The 18,764-nt window shown below is 58.8% G+C and carries 24 protein-coding genes and 1 other RNA gene; 15 read left to right on the top strand and 10 right to left on the bottom strand.

Annotated elements, in window-relative coordinates; genetic code table 11:
* The first annotated feature begins 14 nt into the window (after nt 1-14).
* The 3 genes from secD to CHN51_RS18285 are packed head-to-tail and all read left to right on the top strand — an operon-like array spanning nt 15 to nt 2,983.
* Nucleotides 15-1,619, top strand: coding sequence for a protein translocase subunit SecD (secD, locus tag CHN51_RS18295; RefSeq protein WP_100095300.1), 1,605 nt, complete (start codon nt 15-17; stop codon nt 1,617-1,619).
* Nucleotides 1,616-2,599 carry a protein translocase subunit SecF gene (secF, locus tag CHN51_RS18290; protein WP_100095299.1) on the top strand — a complete coding sequence of 328 codons (984 nt, stop codon included), beginning with the start codon at nt 1,616-1,618 and terminating at the stop codon, nt 2,597-2,599. Before secD ends, secF begins: the two co-directional genes overlap by 4 nt.
* 3 nt (nt 2,600-2,602) lie before the next feature.
* A complete protein-coding gene (locus tag CHN51_RS18285) occupies nt 2,603-2,983 on the top strand; it encodes an Mth938-like domain-containing protein (RefSeq protein WP_206169913.1) in 381 nt (126 codons plus the stop codon).
* Here CHN51_RS18285 and CHN51_RS18280 read toward each other — a convergent pair.
* On the bottom strand, nt 2,980-4,158 hold the full coding sequence (locus tag CHN51_RS18280; RefSeq protein ID WP_100095298.1) for a glycosyltransferase: 1,179 nt from the start codon (nt 4,156-4,158) through the stop codon (nt 2,980-2,982). The genes CHN51_RS18285 and CHN51_RS18280 overlap by 4 nt on opposite strands.
* 24 nt (nt 4,159-4,182) lie before the next feature.
* Complete coding sequence (locus tag CHN51_RS18275; protein ID WP_100095297.1) at nt 4,183-4,746, bottom strand: helix-turn-helix transcriptional regulator; 564 nt, start codon at nt 4,744-4,746, stop codon at nt 4,183-4,185.
* An 85-nt stretch (nt 4,747-4,831) separates the two neighbouring features.
* Here CHN51_RS18275 and CHN51_RS18270 point away from each other — a divergent pair, with 85 nt between their 5' ends.
* A complete protein-coding gene (locus CHN51_RS18270; RefSeq protein ID WP_100095296.1) occupies nt 4,832-5,362 on the top strand; it encodes a DUF6456 domain-containing protein in 531 nt (176 codons plus the stop codon).
* On the opposite strand, the gene CHN51_RS18265 is transcribed toward CHN51_RS18270, so the two are convergent.
* On the bottom strand, nt 5,363-7,165 hold the full coding sequence (locus CHN51_RS18265; protein ID WP_100095295.1) for an ATP-binding cassette domain-containing protein: 1,803 nt from the start codon (nt 7,163-7,165) through the stop codon (nt 5,363-5,365).
* A gap of 127 nt (nt 7,166-7,292) precedes the next feature.
* Here CHN51_RS18265 and CHN51_RS18260 point away from each other — a divergent pair, with 127 nt between their 5' ends.
* From CHN51_RS18260 to CHN51_RS18240, 5 genes are all read left to right on the top strand, one after another.
* On the top strand, nt 7,293-8,150 hold the full coding sequence (locus CHN51_RS18260) for an aminotransferase class IV (RefSeq protein WP_240616802.1): 858 nt from the start codon (nt 7,293-7,295) through the stop codon (nt 8,148-8,150).
* A 16-nt stretch (nt 8,151-8,166) separates the two neighbouring features.
* The gene (locus CHN51_RS18255; RefSeq protein ID WP_100095293.1) at nt 8,167-8,880 is read left to right on the top strand and encodes an SIMPL domain-containing protein; all 714 of its coding nucleotides are present in this window, start codon (nt 8,167-8,169) and stop codon (nt 8,878-8,880) included.
* A 66-nt stretch (nt 8,881-8,946) separates the two neighbouring features.
* Nucleotides 8,947-9,252, top strand: a complete 306-nt coding sequence (locus CHN51_RS18250) for a PepSY domain-containing protein (RefSeq protein WP_100095292.1) — start codon at nt 8,947-8,949, stop codon at nt 9,250-9,252.
* A gap of 98 nt (nt 9,253-9,350) precedes the next feature.
* Nucleotides 9,351-10,016, top strand: a complete 666-nt coding sequence (locus CHN51_RS18245) for a response regulator transcription factor (protein ID WP_089132861.1) — start codon at nt 9,351-9,353, stop codon at nt 10,014-10,016.
* 95 nt (nt 10,017-10,111) lie between these two features.
* Nucleotides 10,112-11,431, top strand: a complete 1,320-nt coding sequence (locus CHN51_RS18240) for a HAMP domain-containing sensor histidine kinase (protein ID WP_100095291.1) — start codon at nt 10,112-10,114, stop codon at nt 11,429-11,431.
* On the opposite strand, the gene CHN51_RS18235 is transcribed toward CHN51_RS18240, so the two are convergent.
* Nucleotides 11,428-11,712, bottom strand: a complete 285-nt coding sequence (locus CHN51_RS18235; RefSeq protein WP_100095752.1) for a chorismate mutase — start codon at nt 11,710-11,712, stop codon at nt 11,428-11,430. The genes CHN51_RS18240 and CHN51_RS18235 overlap by 4 nt on opposite strands.
* Before the next feature lie 116 nt (nt 11,713-11,828).
* Between CHN51_RS18235 and CHN51_RS18230 the strand changes: the two genes are divergently transcribed.
* Nucleotides 11,829-12,842 (top strand): polyprenyl synthetase family protein, encoded by a 1,014-nt coding sequence (locus CHN51_RS18230; RefSeq protein WP_100095290.1) that lies wholly within the window; start codon nt 11,829-11,831, stop codon nt 12,840-12,842.
* A gap of 24 nt (nt 12,843-12,866) precedes the next feature.
* Nucleotides 12,867-13,145, top strand: a complete 279-nt coding sequence (locus tag CHN51_RS18225; RefSeq protein ID WP_100095289.1) for an ETC complex I subunit — start codon at nt 12,867-12,869, stop codon at nt 13,143-13,145.
* Between the two features lie 37 nt (nt 13,146-13,182).
* Here CHN51_RS18225 and CHN51_RS18220 read toward each other — a convergent pair whose 3' ends face one another.
* The 5 genes from CHN51_RS18220 to CHN51_RS18200 form a co-directional block, all read right to left on the bottom strand.
* Nucleotides 13,183-13,695 (bottom strand): NUDIX hydrolase, encoded by a 513-nt coding sequence (locus tag CHN51_RS18220; protein ID WP_240616801.1) that lies wholly within the window; start codon nt 13,693-13,695, stop codon nt 13,183-13,185.
* An 81-nt stretch (nt 13,696-13,776) separates the two neighbouring features.
* Complete coding sequence (locus CHN51_RS18215; RefSeq protein ID WP_100095288.1) at nt 13,777-14,454, bottom strand: hypothetical protein; 678 nt, start codon at nt 14,452-14,454, stop codon at nt 13,777-13,779.
* The gene (locus CHN51_RS18210; protein WP_100095287.1) at nt 14,454-15,269 is read right to left on the bottom strand and encodes a TPM domain-containing protein; all 816 of its coding nucleotides are present in this window, start codon (nt 15,267-15,269) and stop codon (nt 14,454-14,456) included. Before CHN51_RS18210 ends, CHN51_RS18215 begins: the two co-directional genes overlap by 1 nt.
* On the bottom strand, nt 15,266-15,832 hold the full coding sequence (locus CHN51_RS18205; RefSeq protein ID WP_100095286.1) for a TPM domain-containing protein: 567 nt from the start codon (nt 15,830-15,832) through the stop codon (nt 15,266-15,268). The genes CHN51_RS18210 and CHN51_RS18205 overlap by 4 nt, the downstream gene beginning before the upstream one ends.
* A gap of 6 nt (nt 15,833-15,838) precedes the next feature.
* On the bottom strand, nt 15,839-16,429 hold the full coding sequence (locus CHN51_RS18200) for a LemA family protein (RefSeq protein ID WP_100095285.1): 591 nt from the start codon (nt 16,427-16,429) through the stop codon (nt 15,839-15,841).
* Nucleotides 16,430-16,573: 144 nt separating this feature from the next.
* Between CHN51_RS18200 and mscL the strand changes: the two genes are divergently transcribed.
* The 4 genes from mscL (at nt 16,574) to ssrA (ending at nt 18,400) form a co-directional block, all read left to right on the top strand.
* Nucleotides 16,574-16,999: a large conductance mechanosensitive channel protein MscL gene (gene mscL, locus CHN51_RS18195; RefSeq protein ID WP_173202637.1), complete on the top strand. Its 426-nt coding sequence runs from the start codon at nt 16,574-16,576 to the stop codon at nt 16,997-16,999.
* Between the two features lie 272 nt (nt 17,000-17,271).
* Nucleotides 17,272-17,493 (top strand): hypothetical protein, encoded by a 222-nt coding sequence (locus tag CHN51_RS20035; RefSeq protein ID WP_206169912.1) that lies wholly within the window; start codon nt 17,272-17,274, stop codon nt 17,491-17,493.
* A 168-nt stretch (nt 17,494-17,661) separates the two neighbouring features.
* Nucleotides 17,662-17,928, top strand: coding sequence for a hypothetical protein (locus tag CHN51_RS18185; protein ID WP_100095284.1), 267 nt, complete (start codon nt 17,662-17,664; stop codon nt 17,926-17,928).
* 81 nt (nt 17,929-18,009) lie between these two features.
* Nucleotides 18,010-18,400: a transfer-messenger RNA gene (gene ssrA, locus CHN51_RS18180) on the top strand.
* A gap of 71 nt (nt 18,401-18,471) precedes the next feature.
* Here the strand turns inward: ssrA and CHN51_RS18175 are convergent.
* Complete coding sequence (locus CHN51_RS18175; protein ID WP_100095283.1) at nt 18,472-18,702, bottom strand: hypothetical protein; 231 nt, start codon at nt 18,700-18,702, stop codon at nt 18,472-18,474.
* Between the last annotated feature and the right edge of the window lie 62 nt (nt 18,703-18,764).

Genomic DNA, 18,764 nt, shown 5'->3' with positions numbered 1-18,764 from the left:
GAAAGTTAATTTCGATGCTCGATTTCCCGCGCTGGAAAGTCATTTCCATTTCTCTGCTGCTGGCCCTTGGCGTGCTGATGTCCATACCCAGCCTGCTTGGCGAGAATGGCCGGCAATATTGGCCGAGCTTTCTGCCGAATGTAACCATCAATCTGGGGCTCGATCTCCAGGGCGGCAGCCATATCCTGCTGGAAGCGGATCCGGCCGATGTCGCGACTGCCCGGCTCGAGACGATGGAAGAATCGGTGCGCGCGGAAATGCGCCGCGCCAGTCCGCGGATTGGCATCGGCGATATATCCCGGCGCGACGGTGTATTGAGCTTCATGGTGCGCGACAGCACCCAGGTCGATGCAGCGCGTGATGCGATCGTGCCGCTGACCAGCGGGGCAGGCCTGACCGGCCAGCGCGACTGGGACATCGAAGTGCGCGACGATACGCGCTTTGTCCTGACCCCGACCGCAGCGGGTCTGGAAAATGCCGTCGAAAATGCCATGGAAACGGCGACCGACGTGATCCGCCGCCGGATCGACGAAATGGGCACGCGCGAACCCACGATCATCCGCCAGGGCGATAACCGGATCGTGGTGCAAGTACCGGGACTGGATGATCCGGAAGCGCTGAAGGCGCTGCTCGGACAGACCGCGAAACTGGAATTCAAGCTGGTCGACTATGAGGCCGACCCCAATGCGGTGGCCGCAGGCCGGGCACCGGTGGGCAGCCAGATTTTCCCCTATCCCGACAATCCGACCGGATTGCCGAATATTGCGGTCAAGCGGCTCGGCGGGATCAGCGGCGACAAGCTGACCGACGCCGGCCAGGGCTTTGACCAGCAAACCAACGCGGCGGTGGTCAATATCACGTTCGACAGCGAGGGCGGGGCCAAATTCGCCCGGCTGACCCAGAATAATGTCGGCCGGCCCTTTGCCATCATCCTTGACGGCAAGGTGCTGTCCGCGCCCAATATCAACGAGCCGATCCTTGGTGGTTCGGCGCAGATTTCGGGCAATTTCTCGGTCGAAAGTGCGAACCAGCTGGCGATTGCCCTGCGCTCCGGTGCACTGCCGGTCGAACTGAAGATCGTCGAGGAACGCACCGTCGGTCCCGATCTCGGCAAGGATTCGATCGACAAGGGCATGATCGCCGCGATCATCGCTACCGTTGCCGTGCTGACCTTCATGGTCGTCACCTATGGCCGCTTTGGCATGTATGCCAATATCGCGCTGGCGCTGAACCTGTTCATCATCGTCGGGGTGATGGCGATGTTCAACGCGACGTTGACGCTGCCGGGTATCGCGGGTTTCGTGCTGACCGTCGGTTCTGCCGTTGACGCCAATGTGCTGATCAACGAGCGAATACGCGAAGAGCGACGGCGCGGGCGAAGGGTCATCCAGGCGATCGAAGTGGGCTATAAAGAGGCCTCGCGCGCTATTTTTGACGCGAATATCACCAATATCATTGCCGGTGTGCTGCTGTTCATGTTCGGCTCCGGGCCGGTCAAGGGCTTCGCGGTCGTGCTGATGATCGGTATCGCCTCATCCGTCTTTACCGCCGTGGTCGTAACCAGAATGTTTGTGGCGCTCTGGGCAAGAAAAGCCCGTCCGCAGGAGTTGGTGATATGAAATTGATCAAGCTTGTTCCGGACGACACCAACATCAGCTTTCTGAAATGGCGCAATATCGCCATGGCTTTCAGCATTTTGACGATCATCGCGTCGATCGGGCTGGTCGCTGCCAAGGGGCTGAATTTCGGCGTCGACTTCATCGGCGGCCAGATGATCCAGGCGACCTTTACCGAAACGGAAACCGCGCCGATATCCGAGCTGCGCGACCGTATCGGCGGTCTCGGCTATGGCGAAGCGACGATCCAGCGATTTGGCGATGCCAATGAAGTCTCGATCCGGATGCGGCTGCCGGCCGAAGCCGAATCGCGCCCCGAAGCGGCGAATGAAATGACCGAAAAAATCGTCTCGACGCTGCGCGCCGATCATCCCGATGTCCGCATCGACGGGGTCGAGTCGGTCTCCGGCAAAGTGTCGTCGGAACTGTTCGAGAAGGGCACTTTCTCGCTGATTGCTGCGATTATAGCGATCTCCATCTATATCTGGATCCGTTTCGAATGGCAGTTCGGTGTCGGTGCCCTGTTCGCGCTGGTGCACGACGTTGCGCTGACCTTCGGCCTGTTCGCGCTGACCCAGATGGAATTCAATCTTAATATCGTTGCCGCGCTGCTGACAATCATCGGCTATTCGCTCAACGACACGATCGTGGTGTTCGACCGTATCCGCGAGAATCTGAAGAAATATCGCAAGATGGATATCATCGCCTTGCTCGACCTGTCGGTGAACGAGACGCTGGCGCGGACGGTGATGACCAGCTTGACCATGCTGATCGCGCTGGGCGCCCTGATCCTCTGGGGGCCGGACGTGATTTTCGGCTTCTCCGTGGCGATGTTCTTCGGCGTCTTCGTCGGTACCTATAGCTCGGTCTATATGGCCGCTCCGATCCTGATCTGGCTCAAGGTTGGCCCGGACACATTCGTCCCCGCTGAATCGGACAATGACAAGGCGGAGAAGCTGGGCGGGCCGGAGCAGGTTGGCTGACCCTTGGTAGAGTTACGCAAGGATGTCGAATTTACCGGTCCGGTCATTACCGGCTTTACGGCCAGCGGCTTCAAGAGCGGTGACCAGCGGTTCGAGCAAGGTCTGCTGATTTCGCCAGAACAGGCTGTGGGCTGGACGGGTGCGGCTCTCGACGAGCTAAATCTAGCGGAGATATTGTCCAGTCTGAACCTGTCTCCCAAGCCGGAATTTCTCCTGCTCGGCAGCGGCCCGTCGATGCTGCAACCGCCCGCCGCCTTCCGGCGGGAAGTGGAGGCAGCCGGTATGGGACTGGAAGTCATGGACAGCCGCGCTGCGGCGCGGACCTGGGGTGTGCTCCGGGCTGAAGAACGCTGGATAATCGGCGCCTTTCTGCCGCTGGCCTAATATTGGCCGGATGCCTGCCGCAAGATGGCCAGCAATTGATCACCGTTATTCTGCCAGCTGAACTGGCTGACCGTTGACCGAACCACATCCTGCGCCGGCGGGTCGGCAAGCAGCGCCTTGGCGGCTTCGACAATCGCTTCGACGCTCTGGTCGACGATCCGTCCGGCATCCGGGCTGGTCACCAGCTCACGCGCCCCACCGGCCGCGCTAATGACCAGCGGCGTACCGCAGGCAAGCGCCTCAACCCAGGCATTGGCGAGCCCCTCGGATTGCGACACGAGAATCGCGATATCGGCGGCGGCAGTGAGGTGCGGCAGCTGATCATGTGGAACGCTGCCGAGGAAACGGACGCGCCCCGCGACGCCCAGCTGTCTGGCGAGCGCCCGATATGCCTGCTCCCGGTCGCCCGCGCCCGCGAGCATCAACGTGGCCCCGGGAATATGGGGCAGGGCGCGGATCACCAAATCCTGATTCTTGCGCGTGATCAGCGCGCCGGTGGTGATGAACAGCGGACCGCTGACCCCCAGGGCCTGCTTGGCTGCTGTCCTGTCGACAGGGATGAACTTCTCCTGGTCCAGTCCGGTATAGTGAACGGAAATCTGGCCTCCATCCATGCCAAGGGCGACCATATCCTGCTTCAGCGCCTCGGACACCGCCAGCAGAGCGCCGGCCTTGTCAGCAGCCTCGAGGATCTGGGCGCGGCATTTCGGATCGCTGCGCCAGTGATGGATGTCCGCCCCGCGCGCCTTGATCGTGAAGGGAATGCCCAGAGCAGCGGCAAGGCGCATCGCAGCCGGCCCGTCGGGATAGAAAAATTCCGCATCGATGACATCGAACGGCGCTTTCGCGTGTAATTTTTCCACCAGCGGCAGGACCGCTTCGGCGATACGGCGCGGATTATCGGCTCCGCCGAACCGGGGGATCAACCTGAACCGGGGGCGATAAACGTCCAGCCCCCGCCACTCTTCACGCTCCGGCAGAGATTGCAGCACCCTATATTGTCCAAGCCTGTTCAGGGGGAAGGGCGGCATCCCGACCGGATTGATGACCGTAACATCTGCTTCAGCGCGGCCCGCGAGCTCGACAGTCTGCCGCTCGACAAATATCCCGAAATTGGGCGCCGCCGCATTGGGGAACAGGGTCGACAGGGTCAGCACACGCAGCGGCTGGGTCATGGCAAGCGTCCCGGCATCCGGTCCCTAAAGCTCCCGTACCAGCCGCACCGCGACGCCGATCCATTCGGGGTCGCTGACAATCTGCTGCCGCGCGCCGCTGCCCAGCGGCAGGATATGCAGCTTGTTGTCCTGACGACCGATAAGGCGACCGAACAGAAAGCGCCCGGCGGGGCGAGGGATCAATATGTCCCGGTTGAGCGCGCTGCCAAATTGATCGGCGCTCCGCCGGGAAAGCCAGACATCGTCGCCGGCGCGATAGTCGCCGACGCTGCTCTTGACGCGCAGCGCCACCATCGCCGGCTCGATCGCCGGTTGATATATATGCTCGACCTTGCCGAGCGCGTGTGCGCCCTTGTGATCGAGAATGGCGGCGACCGGCAATTCCTCCTGATCGGGCAGCGACAGGAGTGCCGCGCTGTCCACGCCCAAAGCATCGGCAATCCGGTTCAGCCAGCCGAGTGACAGGGTCCGGGTGCCGGTTTCGAGCCGCCCGATGGTCTGGGCGGTCGTCGGCGGCTCGCACCGCATCGCGACATCGTCGAGCGTCAGTCCCTTGGCCTTGCGAACGTCTCTGATACGGCTGATCATAAATATCTCCAAACCTATATGGTTTTATCCTTTCCTACAATATTGCCAAAATGGCAAGAGGGTTGCAAGCCAAAGAGGAGATTATATGTCCGCCAGCAGAACCAGAAGAGACAAATCACCATCCGGACCGCGTCTGCTCGCCGAACGGGCGCTGCCGCAGGATGGCGAGGAAAGGCAGGGGCGCGAAGCGCCGCGCAGGCGGGCGCGCAGTGTTACGGTCAATCTCGCGGAATCGCCCCTGGGATGGTTGCACGCAAGAGGCCATTTGTCCGACCGGCAGTTTGACGCTGGGGAAAAATTGCGGGCCGACTGGGAACGGGCCAATCTGGCGCCCAGCGTGACGATGCGATGGGATGCCGCGCCGGTGGCCGGCGGCAAGCGGGCTGCGCCGCATGTCCTGAACGAGACGGAAGCGCAGCTTTCGGCCAGGCTGCGTTTCGAGAAGGCGATCGATCATCTGGGCAGCGACCTGTCCGATATCGCCTGGCGGATTATATGCGGCGGGGAGGGGACTCCGGCCGCGGAGAAAAATCTCGGCTGGCCAGCGCGCTCCGGCAAGCTGGTGCTGAAAATCGCACTGGACCGGCTGGCGGAATATTATCGCCTGCCCGGCTGATCAATTGTCGGCCAGCCGCTCGACTTCTTCTGCCAGTTCCAGCCAGCGCATTTCGGCTTCGTCTTTCTCGTCGATCAGGGCGCTATTCTCTTTGGTCAGCGCCTCGAAGCGCGGGAAATCGCGCGTATAGAGATCGGGGTCGGCGAGCGTCTTTTCGATCTCCGCCATACGCTGTTCGATAGCCTCGATCCGCGCGGGCAGAAGATCATAGTCGCGCTGGTCCTTGTAGCTCAATTTCTTGCTGGAGCCCGCCGCCTTGGGGCTTCCCTGGCTGCCGGACTGCGCGGGTTTGGAAGCCGCTTTCTGCGCCGGAGCCCGCGGCTTGCGCCGGGCTTCCCATTCGGCATAGCCGCCGGCCACAATATCGACCGTTCCGCTGCCATCGAGGCCGAGCGTTACCGTCACCGTGCGATCGAGAAAATCGCGGTCATGGCTGACCAGCAATACCGTGCCTTCATAATCGGCGATCACTTCCTGCAGGAGATCGAGCGTTTCCAGGTCGAGGTCGTTGGTCGGCTCGTCAAGCACCAGCAGGTTGGACATCCGCGCAAATTCGCGCGCTAGCAGAAGCCGGGACTGTTCGCCGCCGGACAATGTACCGACCTTGGCGTCGATCAGCGACGGCGCGAACAGGAATTCCTTGAGATAGCCCTGCACATGTTTCTTGTCGCCGCGCACATCGACCCAGTCGCTGCCATCGGCGAGCACGTCGCGGACCGTTTTATTGCCTTCGAGCAAGCTGCGCTGCTGGTCGATAAACACACCGTTGAGCGTCTTGGCGAGCGTCACTTTGCCGCTGTCCGGTTCCAGTTCGCCGGTCAGCATCTTCAGCAATGTCGTCTTGCCGGCGCCATTGGCCCCGACGATGCCGATCCGGTCGCCGCGCTGGATGCGCAGCGAAAAGTCGCGAATGATCTGGCGATCACCGAAAGACTTGGAGATATTTTCGGCGGTGATTACCGATTTGGTGCGACTGTCGTCATTCTGGATCTTGAGATTGGCGGTACCGGCCGGGCCGATCATCGCGGCGCGGGCCGCGCGCATTTCCCATAATTTCTCGAGGCGTCCCTGATTGCGCTTGCGCCGCGCGGTGACACCGCGTTCGAGCCAGCGTGCTTCGAGCTTCAGCTTGGCGTCGATCTTGCTGGCCGCCTGCGCTTCATCCGCATGGATTTTCTCCATCCAGGCATCATAGCCGCCAAAACCGATTTCCTGACGCCGCAAGGCGCCGCGGTCCAGCCAGATGGTCTGTTTGGTCAGCCGGGTCAGGAAGGTTCTGTCATGCGAGATGGTGATGAACGCGCCCTTGTAACGCCCGAGCCAGTCTTCCAGCCAGTCGATCGCCCCGAGATCGAGATGGTTGGTCGGCTCGTCCAGCAGCAACAGATCGGGGTCGGACGCCAGCGCCCGGCAGATCGCCGCCCGGCGTTTCTCGCCGCCGCTGGCTTTGGCCGCTCCCTTGGACAGATCGGTGCCCAATTGATCGGCAATGGCCTCGACCTCGTGCAGGGCAGGGCCTTGCTCTCCCGAAACGGCAAAGTCTCGCAGGGTTTCGAACGGGGTGAAGTCGGGTTCCTGCTCCAGATAGACGATATTCGTGCCCGGCTGGATCATCCGCTGGCCCTTGTCCGCTTCGATCTGGTCGGCGATCAGGCGCAGCAGCGTCGTCTTGCCGGCGCCATTGCGGCCGATCAGTGCAAGCCGGTCACGCGGCCCGACGTGCAGGTCGAGATTCTCGAACAGCCAGCCTTCGCCTTGATGGAGCGAGAGATTCTCATATGCAAAGATCGGGGGTTGAGCCATGGTTACCGCGCGTTAGGGCCAAGCGGGCCCGGGCTCAAGTCTTCTCTTTTAAACAAACGCCATTGACCTGCCGCGCCATATCGGATTGTTAGCAATGCAGAGGCTATTTCGGGGGCGGGTGGAAAAATTGGATATAATCTATCTGAATGGCGAATATGTCTCCAAGTCTTCTGCCAAAATCTCGATTTTTGACCGTGGCCTGCTGTTTTCCGATGCCGTCTATGAGGTGATCTCGGTGATCAATGGCCGCCTGATCGATATGGATCGTCATGTCAGCCGGCTTGAACGATCGCTCGGCGAGCTTTCGATCAATGCCTCTGCCGACTGGTCGGCCATGTCGCGGAATCTGGTGGCGCAAAATGATTTGCAGGAAGGCGTGGTCTATCTGCAGATATCGCGCGGGGTGATGGACGAGCGGGATTATCGCTGGCCCAGCCCGGATACCGCCCCGACAATATTCGCCTTTGCCCAGCCCCGGGTGCTGGTCGCCAACCCGATGGCCGACCGCGGCATGACAATCATTACACGCCCTGACCTGCGCTGGCAGAGATGCGACATCAAGACCACCCAGCTGCTTTACGCGTCGCTCATGAAAATGGAGGCGATGGCAGCCGGAGTCGATGATGCATGGATGGCGCATGGCGATATGATTACCGAAGGAACGTCCCAGAATGCCTACATCATCAGCCAGGACGGCGTGCTGATTTCGCATCAGCTTGATCGTCGCATCCTGCCCGGCGTCACCCGTATCGAAATGCTCGAGCAGGCGAAATTGATGGAACTAACAATCGAAGAGCGCGCTTTCTCCATAGACGAGGCAAAAAATGCGGCGGAAGCCTTTGTGACATCGTCCACATTGCTGGTCATGCCGGTCGTCGAGATCGACGGCCACAGGATCGGTGACGGACGACCGGGAGAAAAAACCGGGAAGATCCGGCAAAACTATTTAGCCGCCGTTCAGAGAGCTTCGTCTACAACGAACTGAATCAATGGAGAACATCATGAAATTCCCAATTTTACTGGCCGGAGCGGCTCTGGCCCTGAGCCCGATCACTATGGCGCAGGCCGCGAATGTCGAAATTGTCGCCCAGAACCCGGTGATTGAGCTGAGCGTATCGGAACAGGTCGACAGCGCGCCGGATACGGCGATGTTCAGCACCGGCGTTGAAACCCGGGCGAAAACGGCGACCGAGGCGCTGCGCCAGAACTCGGTCCAGGCCCGGGCGGTCATGAACCGGCTCAAATCACTCGGCATCGCCGAAAAGGACATTCAGACCACCGGCATCAATCTTCGCGCCGATTATGACTATGACCAGGAAAGCCGGCAGAACCGCTTTGTCGGCTATGTCGTTTCCAATCAGGTCTCGGCAACGGTGAATGACATATCGAAGCTGGGTGAAATTCTCGATGCGATTGTCAGCAGCGGTGCGACCAATTTGAACGGGCCGTCTTTCTCGATCAGCGATGACAGCAAGTTGAAGGATCTCGCGCGGGAACGGGCGCTTGCTAATGCCAAGGCACGCGCCATGGGCTATGCCCGGGCAGAAGGATATAGCGGTGTTCGGGTGCTTTCGATCAGCGAAGGCATGTCGCATCAATCCGATGCACCGATGATGCGGATGGAGGCTTCTGCTTCCTCGTCCGCGCCGCCGGTTGCTCCGGGGCAGGTCGGAACCGTCGTTTCGCTCAATATCACCTATGAAATGACCCGATAATTCTATACTTGCCGAGACAAACCTTATTCACGTGATGTTAAAACCACCGGGCCTAGGAGGGTGCTGATGTTGAAAATAACTGCCTTTTTGCCCCTCCTGGCGCTTGGTGTGTCGGCCATCGCGCCGCAAGCCTCTGCTGCGGACCGTCGTGGCGAGCAGAATGAGGCGCGCGCCCAGATGATGGCGGGCAAGGTGAAGTCGATCCGCTCGATCGAAAACCGGATTTTGCCGCAAATGGGTGACAGCGAATATATCGGTCCCGAATTTGATCCCGGCGCGCAGGTCTACCGGCTGAAATTCATCCGTGACGGCCGGGTGATATTCGTTGACGTCGATGGCCGGACCGGCACCATATTGCGCCAGTCCCGCTGATCAGCAGCGACAGTCGCAATTTTCTAATATCATTGTGCCTTTGGGGGATGGTGATATAGGCTATTCCTGAAAATCAGGCATTATTTCGGAGGACAAGCATGCGCGTCTTGATCGTTGAAGACGAACCTACGCTGGGTCAGCAGCTCAAATCGACACTGGAAGCCAATGGCTATGCCATCGACCTGTCGACAGACGGTGAGGACGGCCATTTCATGGGCTCGACCGAGGATTATGACGCGGTCATTCTGGATCTCGGCCTGCCCGAAATCGACGGACTGACCGTGCTCGATCGCTGGCGCAAGGAAGAGCGTAATTTTCCGGTGCTGGTATTGACCGCCCGCGACAGCTGGTCGGACAAGGTCGCCGGTCTGGATGCCGGCGCCGATGACTATCTGGCCAAGCCTTTCCAGACCGAGGAACTGATCGCCCGGCTGCGCGCGCTTATCCGCCGCGCTTCGGGCAATGCCTCTTCGGAGCTGACCGCCGGCAATGTGCGTCTCGACACGCGGTCCGGCAAGGTCACGCTCGACGGCAGTCCGGTCAAGCTCACCGCCCAGGAATATAAGCTTCTCTCCTATCTGATGCACCACAAGGGCAAGGTCGTGTCGCGGACCGAACTGATCGAGCATATTTACGATCAGGATTTCGACCGCGATTCCAACACGATCGAGGTATTTGTGACCCGCATCCGCAAGAAGCTGGGCGCCGAGGTCATTTCCACGATCCGGGGGCTTGGCTATAGTCTAGAGGATCCCGAAGCCTGAATGAACCGGCCCAGATAGATCGTCTGCTCGAAGAAAAGGCACCGGCAACCCAATCTCGGCTAGGCACGCAGACCACCGGATCGCTCGGTCGCCGGATGATCGGCATCGCTGCGGCCTGGATCGTGATCCTGCTGTTCGGGGGCGGCTTCGCGCTGGACCGGGTGCTGAACGACGCGGTTACCCGTAATTTCGACAATCAGCTGGAATATGTGCTGACGGCGATGATCGCCTCGGCTGAAATCGGGCCGGATGGCGAGGTATTCCTCAACCGGCCGCTCGGTGACCAGCGCTTTCTCGAACCCAATAGCGGGCTTTACTGGCAGATCAGCGGCAAGGGTCACGACGATTTTCCCTCGCGCTCGCTGTGGGACCGGACGCTGGTCTCGAACATCGCCCATGATGACCGCGAAACCCATATTTATGACAGCAACCAGTTCCCCGACGAGCCGCTGCGCGTGCTCGAGCGCACGATCATCCTGCCCGACAGTGACACGAAATGGCTGTTCCAGGTGGCGCAAAGCCGCGACGGTCTGGACGGCCAGATCGCCAATATCCGGTCGATACTGGTCAACAGTTTCCTGATACTGGCGCTCGGCCTGATCGGCATGGCGGCGCTGCAGACGCTTTACGGTCTCTGGCCGTTGCGCAAGATCCGCAGCGCCATCGCGGCCATGCGGACCGGCCAGCAGCGCCGGGTGGTCGAACCGATGCCGATCGAGGTCACGCCGATGGTCGATGAACTCAACGCCTTGCTCGACCATAATGAGAAGCAGGCAGAGGAGGCGCGGCGCCACGCCGGCAATCTTGCCCACGCGCTGAAAACCCCGCTGACGGTGATCATGAACAGCGCCACCGCCAAGGCCGATGATCTGGCCGATACGGTGATCCGCGAGGCCGGTGTCATGCGGCGGCAGGTCGATCACCATCTGGCCCGCGCCCGGGCGGTGGGCCGGCGCGGCCATGCGCACAGCAGGGCGAAAGTCTGGCAAAGCCTGCAGGCCGTCGAACGCGCAGTCGGGCGGCTCTATCCGCATGTCCGGATCGATATCGACGGCGACAAGGATGCGGTCGCGTCGGTCGAGCGTCAGGATCTCGACGAAATGATCGGGAATCTCGTCGAAAATGCCGCCAAATATGGCGGCGGCAGCGTCTTCATCACGGTCGAAAGCGGGGACGAATTTGTCGAGCTGCTGATCGAGGATGACGGCCGCGGCATTCCCGAAGCGGAACGCCAACGCATATTCGACCGCGGCGTGCGGCTCGACAGCGGCAAGCCCGGAACCGGGCTCGGTCTGGCCATCGTCCGGGATGTCGCGGAGATATACGAAGGCTCGGTATCGCTTGAGGAAAGCGAAGATCTCGGCGGCCTGCTGGTGCGCCTGCGACTGCCGAAGTCGGAACGGGTGGAGGCCTAGTCGGCCTCTGCCTTGATCCGTTCATGGTGGCGAATCACTTCATCAATGATGAAACGCAGGAATTTTTCGGAAAATTCGGGGTCGAGATTGGCGTCGCTGGCGAGCTGACGCAGGCGGGCGATCTGTTCCTTTTCGCGCGCGCCGTCGGCGGGAGGCAGCTGGTTCTTGGCCTTATATTCGCCGACCGCCTGGGTTACCTTGAACCGTTCGGCAAGCATGAACACCAGCGCGGCATCGATATTGTTGATGCTTTCGCGATATTGCTTAAGCTTTTCATCCATTTTGCGCTGCCCCGTTTCCGCCTGTTTCGATTTCGCCGTCTCATGCACGGGACGCAACCGAATATGGCCTGATTTCACTTGCCTTATCCCTAGTGAATTGCCACATCCGGTGCAACATGTCAGCAACGGTCCATCATATCGGGCGGGATAACGCGCCTTCACTAGAACCCATCATGTCACTGGTCGCCAGCGACATGAACCAGGTCAACAGCGTGATTCTGGACCGGATGCAGTCCGAAATACCGCTGATCCCCGAACTGGCCGGCCATCTGATCGCAGGCGGCGGCAAGCGGATGCGTCCTATGCTGACGCTGGCCGCGGCGAAGCTGATTGGCTATCCTGGAGACCGCCATTTCAAGCTCGCGGCAGCGGTCGAGTTCATTCACACCGCGACCCTGTTGCATGATGATGTGGTCGACGGCTCCGACATGCGGCGCGGAAAAACCGCCGCTAATCTCATTTTTGGTAATCCAGCGACCGTTCTGGTCGGTGACTTCCTGTTCAGCCGCTCGTTCGAGCTGATGGTCGAGGACGGCTCGCTCAAAGTGCTGAAGATATTGTCCAATGCTTCTGCTGTCATCGCCGAAGGCGAAGTCAACCAGTTGACCGCGCAGCGCAAGATCGAAACCAATGAAGACCGCTATCTCGATATCATTGGCGCCAAGACAGCTGCCCTGTTCGCAGCGGCCAGCCGGATTTCCGCCGTGGTCGCGGAATGCGACGACGAAGTCGAACTGGCGCTGGACAGCTATGGCCGCAATCTGGGCATAGCCTTTCAGCTGGTCGATGACGCGATCGACTATTCATCCGATCGCGAAACCATGGGCAAGGATGCCGGCGACGATTTCCGCGAAGGCAAGGTGACGCTGCCGGTCATACTGGCCTATGCCCGCGGCAATGACGAGGAGCGCAAATTCTGGAAAGACGCGATCATTGGGCATAAATCGTCCGATGACGATCTCGCCCGGGCGACTGCGTTGATCCACGCAACCGGAGCCATGGACGACACGATGTCGCGGGCCCGCCACTATGGTCAGCGGGCAATTGACGCACTCGGTATATTCGCTGCGGGCAAAGCGAAGGACGCGATGACCGAAGCAGTTGAATTTGCCATTTCCCGCGCCTATTGAGCCGGTGCAAGACAGGAACAGATTATGGCTGCAAGAATTTATCAGATCCCCAGAAACGCCATGCAGTCGGGCAGGGCGCTGACCGACAAATGGGTGCTGGAATTCGAGCCGGCGGAACCGCGCAAGCCTGATCCGCTGACCGGTTGGGCTGGATCCGGCGATACCCAGCGGCAGGTAAAGCTGACTTTTGACAGCTGCGACGCGGCCAAGGCCTATGCCGACAAGCATGCAATTGCCTATGCGGTCATTCCCACGCCGCACAAGACGCTGAAAATACAGGCTTACGCCGATAATTTCCGCTAGCCGCTACCTGCCTGCGCAGGGAGCAATGCCGAAATATTCAAGCCAGCTGTAGAAACATCAGCAGCTTGACGTCGATACCGGCGCCTTCGCTGCGTTTGTTTTCGATGAAATCCGTCAGCCCGCTCAGGGCGACACGGTGGACGACAATATTTTCTCCGTCCACGCCGCCGCCATCACCGACCTTGGTCAAACCGCTGGCCCTGAACAGGGAAAAGCTTTCCGAAACCATTCCGGGCGAAGAATAATATTCGCCGCAATCCTCCATGGTCTCCGCGCGATAGCCGGTTTCTTCCTCCAGTTCGCGGATCGCCGCAATGGCGCTGTCTTCTTCGGCATTCTCGTCATGATCGCCGACAAGTCCGGCAGGCAATTCTATGCAATATTTGCCAAGCGGAACGCGAAATTGTTCGACCAGCAGGACATGACCATCGTCAATCGCCAGGATGACCGCCGCCTTGATACCGCGGCTGCGCGAAACATATTCCCACTTGCCTTCGCGCTTGGCCGTAATGAAACGGCCTTCCCACATGACTTCGATATTTTCCGACATATTTATCCCGTTCTTGCTGAGCCCGATGAAGCACGCCTGCCGCAAAAACCGACCGTCGACAAGCTCAAGGCGAAGGGAATGTCAGAGTTCGATCAGCCGGTCCGGCAGTTCGTTGGGATTCTGGTCGGTTTTCGGAAAATGCTCGGCAAGGACGATGCCCATCTGGCGGACCGCTTCGGCCATGCCTTCGCCCGGCGTGCCGGCGCGCACCAGATCGATCATGCCGACCATCGCTTCGCCCCAGATGTCCGGTTCCACCTTGGCGACAATAGCCTCATCAGCCACGATTTCCGCGCGATGTTCACGCATCGACAGATAGAGCAATATGCCGGTCCGCCCGACCGTGCGATGATCCGTGGACACCCGGAACAGGGATATCGCCCGCTTGCGCACCCGTGATTTCTTGATCGGTGGCGGGATGAGCAGGAAAAGCAGCGGCTTCCAGATCAGGATCAGGCGCGTACCAAAAAATTTTAACGCTGCGAAGATGAACAGCGCCCAATAGGGCAGGGCGGTGATACCGCTCCAGCCGCCGGCCATCCAGTCGATGATGCCGAGATAGACTTCCGGAAACAGGCTGATCACCAGCAGGGCGGTCAGCGCCACCAGACCGGATATCGCCCATGCGACATCACCATAATGGTCGGATTCGCCGGTCACGATGGTAACGATTTCGCCATCGGTCGTTTTCTCGGCCTGCGAGACTGCGGACGTGACAATCTTGTGGTCGTCCGGGGTGAACTGATTGACTTTAGCCATCACCATCCTCCCGAAGCGCCGCCGCCGCCAAAGCTGCCGCCGCCGCCGCCAAAGCCGCCGCCACCAAATCCGCCGCCGCCGAAGCCGGAACCGCCGCTGCCGCCACCCCAGCCGCTGCCGCCACCCCAGCCGCCTCCGCCGCCCCAGATAACGACCGGGCCGGAACCACGCCGATAGCGTTTGCCACCGCGGTTGGAGAACATCGGGATGATGACGAAGAAAATCAGGACGAAAATCCAGAAGACCATAAGGCCCATATTCTCGCCATCGCCTTTGCTGGCTTGCTGACTGGCCTGCTGCGCCACCGCGAGCGCTTCTTCCTCCGGCAGCACCAGTTGGTTCGAAATCCGGTCGACGCCGGCAATGATGCCGCCGGCCATATCGCCATTACGGAACTGGGGCAGGATATCATTCTGGATGATGATGCTCGACAGGGCGTCGGTCATGATGCCCTCCAGGCCATAGCCGACTTCGACGCGCACCTTGCGCTCATTGGGCGCGACCAGCAGGATCAGGCCATTGTCCTTTTCCGCTTCGCCTTCTCCATCCTGTCCGATGCCCCATATCCGGCCAAGCTGATAGCCATAGTCGGCGATATCATAGCCTTCGAGACTGTTGACCGTGGCAACAACCAGCTGGCGATTGGACTGGCTTTCCAGCGCTTCCAGCCGGGCTGTGAGCTCTGCTTCCTGTGCAGGATCAAGCAAATCTGCCTGATCGACAACACGCCCGGTGAGTTCGGGAAAGCTCTGGGCGTTGACAATCGGCGCGCACAGTAGGATCGACAGGGCAAGGAGCCAGCGTATCACATTCATGAGATTTTCCTGTTTTGCGCGGGTATTTCCGGCGCATTATCATTTGCGGGAAGGGATGGAACACGCTGCATTTTCTTGATCAGTCTGGCGGCGCCGTTCAAAATCCCTTCTTCCATCCGACCTGCCGAAAAGGCCGGCAGCATGGCTTCACGGATGACTTCCGCACAAAATGGATCGCTCAGGGATGCTTCCAGTCCGTAACCCACTTCGATCCGGACCTCCCTTTCATTTGGTGCCACGAGCAACAGAACACCATCATCACGATGCTTGTTACCGATCCCCCACGCCCGTGCCAGCTTTAAGGAATAGTCCGTGATTTCCAGACCATTCAGCGATTTCGTGGTCGCTATCACAAATTGCGGGCCCGAAGTTTGTTCCAGATCTGCCAAAATGCCTGTCAGCTCCTTTTCAGTTTCCTCTGTCAACAAATCCGCGTCATCAACAACACGCCCCGTGAGCACCATCGACGGTGCTGCACGGTCTAACTGTTCCTGGTCCTTTTCAACATTCTGGCCGCATGCAGACAAGATGACCCACAGAGGCAAGATGAGCCTCGGGCTCATCCCACTCTAGAATTCCACCGAGGGCGCTTCGTCGGCGCCTTCTGTCGTGGCAGCAAAGGGCTCCATCGGTTCGGCACCATGGATGATTTTTGCACCGATGATATCGGGGAAGGTGCGGATCGTCGTATTATATTCGCGGACCGCTTCATTATAATCGCGCCGCGCTACGTTGATGCGGTTTTCCGTGCCTTCGAGCTGGCTTTGCAGCGCTAGGAAATTCTGGTTGGATTTGAGCTCGGGATAAGCTTCCACCGTTGCCATCAAACGTCCAAGCCCTTGCGAGAGGGCGCCTTGCGCAGCGGCAAATTCCTGAACCTTCGCGGCATCGCCGAGATCGTCGGCGCTGAGCTGAATCGAGGTTGCTTTAGCCCGGGCTTCCACCACAGCGGTCAGCGTGTCCTGCTCCTGCGTAGCAAAGCCTTTGACGGTCTCGACGAGATTGGGAATCAGGTCGGCGCGGCGCTGATAGGTGCTTTCAACGTCAGCCCATTTGGCTTTGGCATTTTCTTCCGCCGTCGGCACGCTGTTGATTCCACAGGCGCTCAGCGACAGGGCCACGACCGGCACCACCAGAATTTTGATCAATTTATTCAGCATGTTTGAAAACCCTCCATCCACACGGCGAAACGCCGCACCACGTTGTAAAAATAGGTATCAATGGTCGCCTTTGCAACGACTTCCCTCGACAATTTTGGATTTTTCATACATTTACACGGCTTTAGAAACGGGAAGGGAATTTTTATGTTAAACGAGTTCAAGGCATTTATTCTGAAGGGCAATGTGCTCGATCTGGCGGTCGCTGTCATCATTGGCGCCGCCTTTGCAACGATTACCACGTCATTGACCGAAGACGTGATCATGCCGGTTGTCAGCGCCCTGTTCGGCATGCCCGATTTCTCGGGAATGTTCATTCTGCTCGGTTCGCCGCCTGCCGATTACGCCGGGGCGATGACCGATTATGCAGCGCTCAAGGAAGCCGGCGTGCCGATGCTCGGCTGGGGCCAGTTCCTGACCGTGGTGATCAACTTCATCATTCTGGCGTTCATCATCTTCATGATCGTCCGCTACGCGAACAAGGTGATGAAGAAGGCTGAAGAAGAAGCCGCCGATCCGGGACCAAGCGAAATTGACCTGCTGACCGAAATCCGGGACAGCCTGAAGAAATAGACATTCGCGATTACCGATATCGCCCCTTTTGCCACATGGCCCGCCTCGCGCAGGCCGTGTATCGCGAAAGGGGCGATTTTTCTGTCCGGTGCCGGCGAGCAGCCCGTTGAAACCCCGCGGAACAGGGCGGATTATCAATAATAATCTTTTTATTACAATATTATAACAAACGGCTTCATTTTTTGAGATACATTCGGAATTTTCGACCCTATAGGCTCGCTCGGCTGGATTGATTCTCAGCCGATTTGAACGACATATGGGGACTAATTATTATGCGTAAATTCGCTGTTTTGGCTGCATCCGCAGCTGTATTCGCTTTGTCTGCTTGCAATGCTCCAGCTGAAGATGCTGTTGTCACCGACGAAGTTGCTACCGAAGAAGTTGCACCTGCTGAAGACGTTATGGCTGCTGAAGAAGTTGCTCCTGTAACCGAAGAAGCTGCTGCACCTGCTGACGAAGCCGCTGCACCTGCTGAAGAAGTTGTTGCCGAGTAAGCTCGAAGCATCTGAAATTCCCTCTGGGGAACTAGAGAAGGGTCAACCGGGTTAACCGGTTGGCCCTTTTTTTTAATATTTTTTTGATTCACGGGAACCAATGACTGGTCGGCGGGTTGATGGACCCGAGGAGCCTTTTTTGCTCCTTCCAATTGACGAGGGATAAATATGCGTAAATTGATGATTTTGACCGCTTCTACTGCTGCTTTGGCACTCAGTGCCTGTGCACAGGAAGACACCAGCGGTGCCGAAACCGAAACCGAAGTGCAGGCTCAGGAAGCCGAAATGGAAGCAGACCGTCTCGACGAAGCTGCTGACAATGCGATGACCGAGTCGGCTGAAGATTCGCTGGAAAACAAAGCGGAAGCCATGGAAGACAAGGCTGATGCCCTGGAAGACAAGGCCGATGCCGAAGAAGGCGTTCTCGCCCAGTAATCCAGTTCGTAATCACGAATTCCCTTTGGGGAACTAGAGGAGGGTCAACCGGGCGACTGGTTGGCCCTTTTTCTTGTCTGTGCACTGTTCATTCAGAATTATCTCCCTATATAGGAAGCGTCCGTTCCGACGGACTATGGTGATAAATTGTGATGTGTAATAGACACTACGGACCCGGGGGCAGTACCCGGCGGCTCCACCATTTCAGGCGATTTGCAGCGATGCAGGACGCTTTTGCTGATGGGGCCGAACCAGGATCGACGGGTGTTCAAAGGCATTATTTTTACCCGGCCTGAGTATGCCGTGATTGCTCAAAACCTATAAGTGCAAACGATAATGAAGCACTCGCTATCGCTGCCTAACCCATTGACCTCACGGTCATAAGTTAGAAAGCTACGCGCGGTTGAACCCACCGGGCAACAGAAGGGAATTCAGCGGTTTGGAAGGCACCGGGCAACAGAAGCCTTCCACTTCATTCACAATGACAGATAGAATCGTCCGGATCCAGTGGGCCGGCGAAAACGGCTGTGCTGCCCGGCGCATTCAATATTCGGAACTGTAGGTCCGATTGAGGTCGATCGCCTCGATCATCTTGGCACCGGCCATGAACACCGCGCCGGTCACCGCCAGAAACAGCATCTTCCCGCCCCATCCCGGATATTCGACCAGATAATGCTGGCCGCGCTGCACCGCGCCGGTGGCGAGGGCATAGGTGATGAGAAAAGCCTCGAACTTGGTCTTGATAACGAACAGCCGTCTGAATTTTTTCCACATGACCCCTGCTTAGCAAGCGCCGTGCCAAGCGCGGAAAACTGCTGTTCCTGTCACCAGAATAT

Source organism: Sphingorhabdus sp. YGSMI21 (assembly GCF_002776575.1).
Taxonomy (GTDB): Bacteria; Pseudomonadota; Alphaproteobacteria; order Sphingomonadales; family Sphingomonadaceae; genus Parasphingorhabdus.
Note: the sequence above shows the minus strand (reverse complement) of the source record. Positions and strands in the feature narration are given on the sequence as shown.

Coding starts and splice junctions, on each gene's coding strand:
- secD (WP_100095300.1), top strand. CDS start 15: ATGCTCGATTTCCCGCGCTGGAAAGTCATTTCCATTTCTCTGCTGCTG.
- secF (WP_100095299.1), top strand. CDS start 1,616: ATGAAATTGATCAAGCTTGTTCCGGACGACACCAACATCAGCTTTCTG.
- CHN51_RS18280 (WP_100095298.1), bottom strand. CDS start 4,158: ATGACCCAGCCGCTGCGTGTGCTGACCCTGTCGACCCTGTTCCCCAAT.
- CHN51_RS18275 (WP_100095297.1), bottom strand. CDS start 4,746: ATGATCAGCCGTATCAGAGACGTTCGCAAGGCCAAGGGACTGACGCTC.
- CHN51_RS18270 (WP_100095296.1), top strand. CDS start 4,832: ATGTCCGCCAGCAGAACCAGAAGAGACAAATCACCATCCGGACCGCGT.
- CHN51_RS18265 (WP_100095295.1), bottom strand. CDS start 7,165: ATGGCTCAACCCCCGATCTTTGCATATGAGAATCTCTCGCTCCATCAA.
- CHN51_RS18255 (WP_100095293.1), top strand. CDS start 8,167: ATGAAATTCCCAATTTTACTGGCCGGAGCGGCTCTGGCCCTGAGCCCG.
- CHN51_RS18250 (WP_100095292.1), top strand. CDS start 8,947: ATGTTGAAAATAACTGCCTTTTTGCCCCTCCTGGCGCTTGGTGTGTCG.
- CHN51_RS18245 (WP_089132861.1), top strand. CDS start 9,351: ATGCGCGTCTTGATCGTTGAAGACGAACCTACGCTGGGTCAGCAGCTC.
- CHN51_RS18240 (WP_100095291.1), top strand. CDS start 10,112: ATGATCGGCATCGCTGCGGCCTGGATCGTGATCCTGCTGTTCGGGGGC.
- CHN51_RS18235 (WP_100095752.1), bottom strand. CDS start 11,712: ATGGATGAAAAGCTTAAGCAATATCGCGAAAGCATCAACAATATCGAT.
- CHN51_RS18230 (WP_100095290.1), top strand. CDS start 11,829: ATGTCAGCAACGGTCCATCATATCGGGCGGGATAACGCGCCTTCACTA.
- CHN51_RS18225 (WP_100095289.1), top strand. CDS start 12,867: ATGGCTGCAAGAATTTATCAGATCCCCAGAAACGCCATGCAGTCGGGC.
- CHN51_RS18220 (WP_240616801.1), bottom strand. CDS start 13,695: ATGTCGGAAAATATCGAAGTCATGTGGGAAGGCCGTTTCATTACGGCC.
- CHN51_RS18215 (WP_100095288.1), bottom strand. CDS start 14,454: ATGGCTAAAGTCAATCAGTTCACCCCGGACGACCACAAGATTGTCACG.
- CHN51_RS18210 (WP_100095287.1), bottom strand. CDS start 15,269: ATGAATGTGATACGCTGGCTCCTTGCCCTGTCGATCCTACTGTGCGCG.
- CHN51_RS18205 (WP_100095286.1), bottom strand. CDS start 15,832: ATGAGCCCGAGGCTCATCTTGCCTCTGTGGGTCATCTTGTCTGCATGC.
- CHN51_RS18200 (WP_100095285.1), bottom strand. CDS start 16,429: ATGCTGAATAAATTGATCAAAATTCTGGTGGTGCCGGTCGTGGCCCTG.
- mscL (WP_173202637.1), top strand. CDS start 16,574: ATGTTAAACGAGTTCAAGGCATTTATTCTGAAGGGCAATGTGCTCGAT.
- CHN51_RS20035 (WP_206169912.1), top strand. CDS start 17,272: ATGCGTAAATTCGCTGTTTTGGCTGCATCCGCAGCTGTATTCGCTTTG.
- CHN51_RS18185 (WP_100095284.1), top strand. CDS start 17,662: ATGCGTAAATTGATGATTTTGACCGCTTCTACTGCTGCTTTGGCACTC.
- CHN51_RS18175 (WP_100095283.1), bottom strand. CDS start 18,702: ATGTGGAAAAAATTCAGACGGCTGTTCGTTATCAAGACCAAGTTCGAG.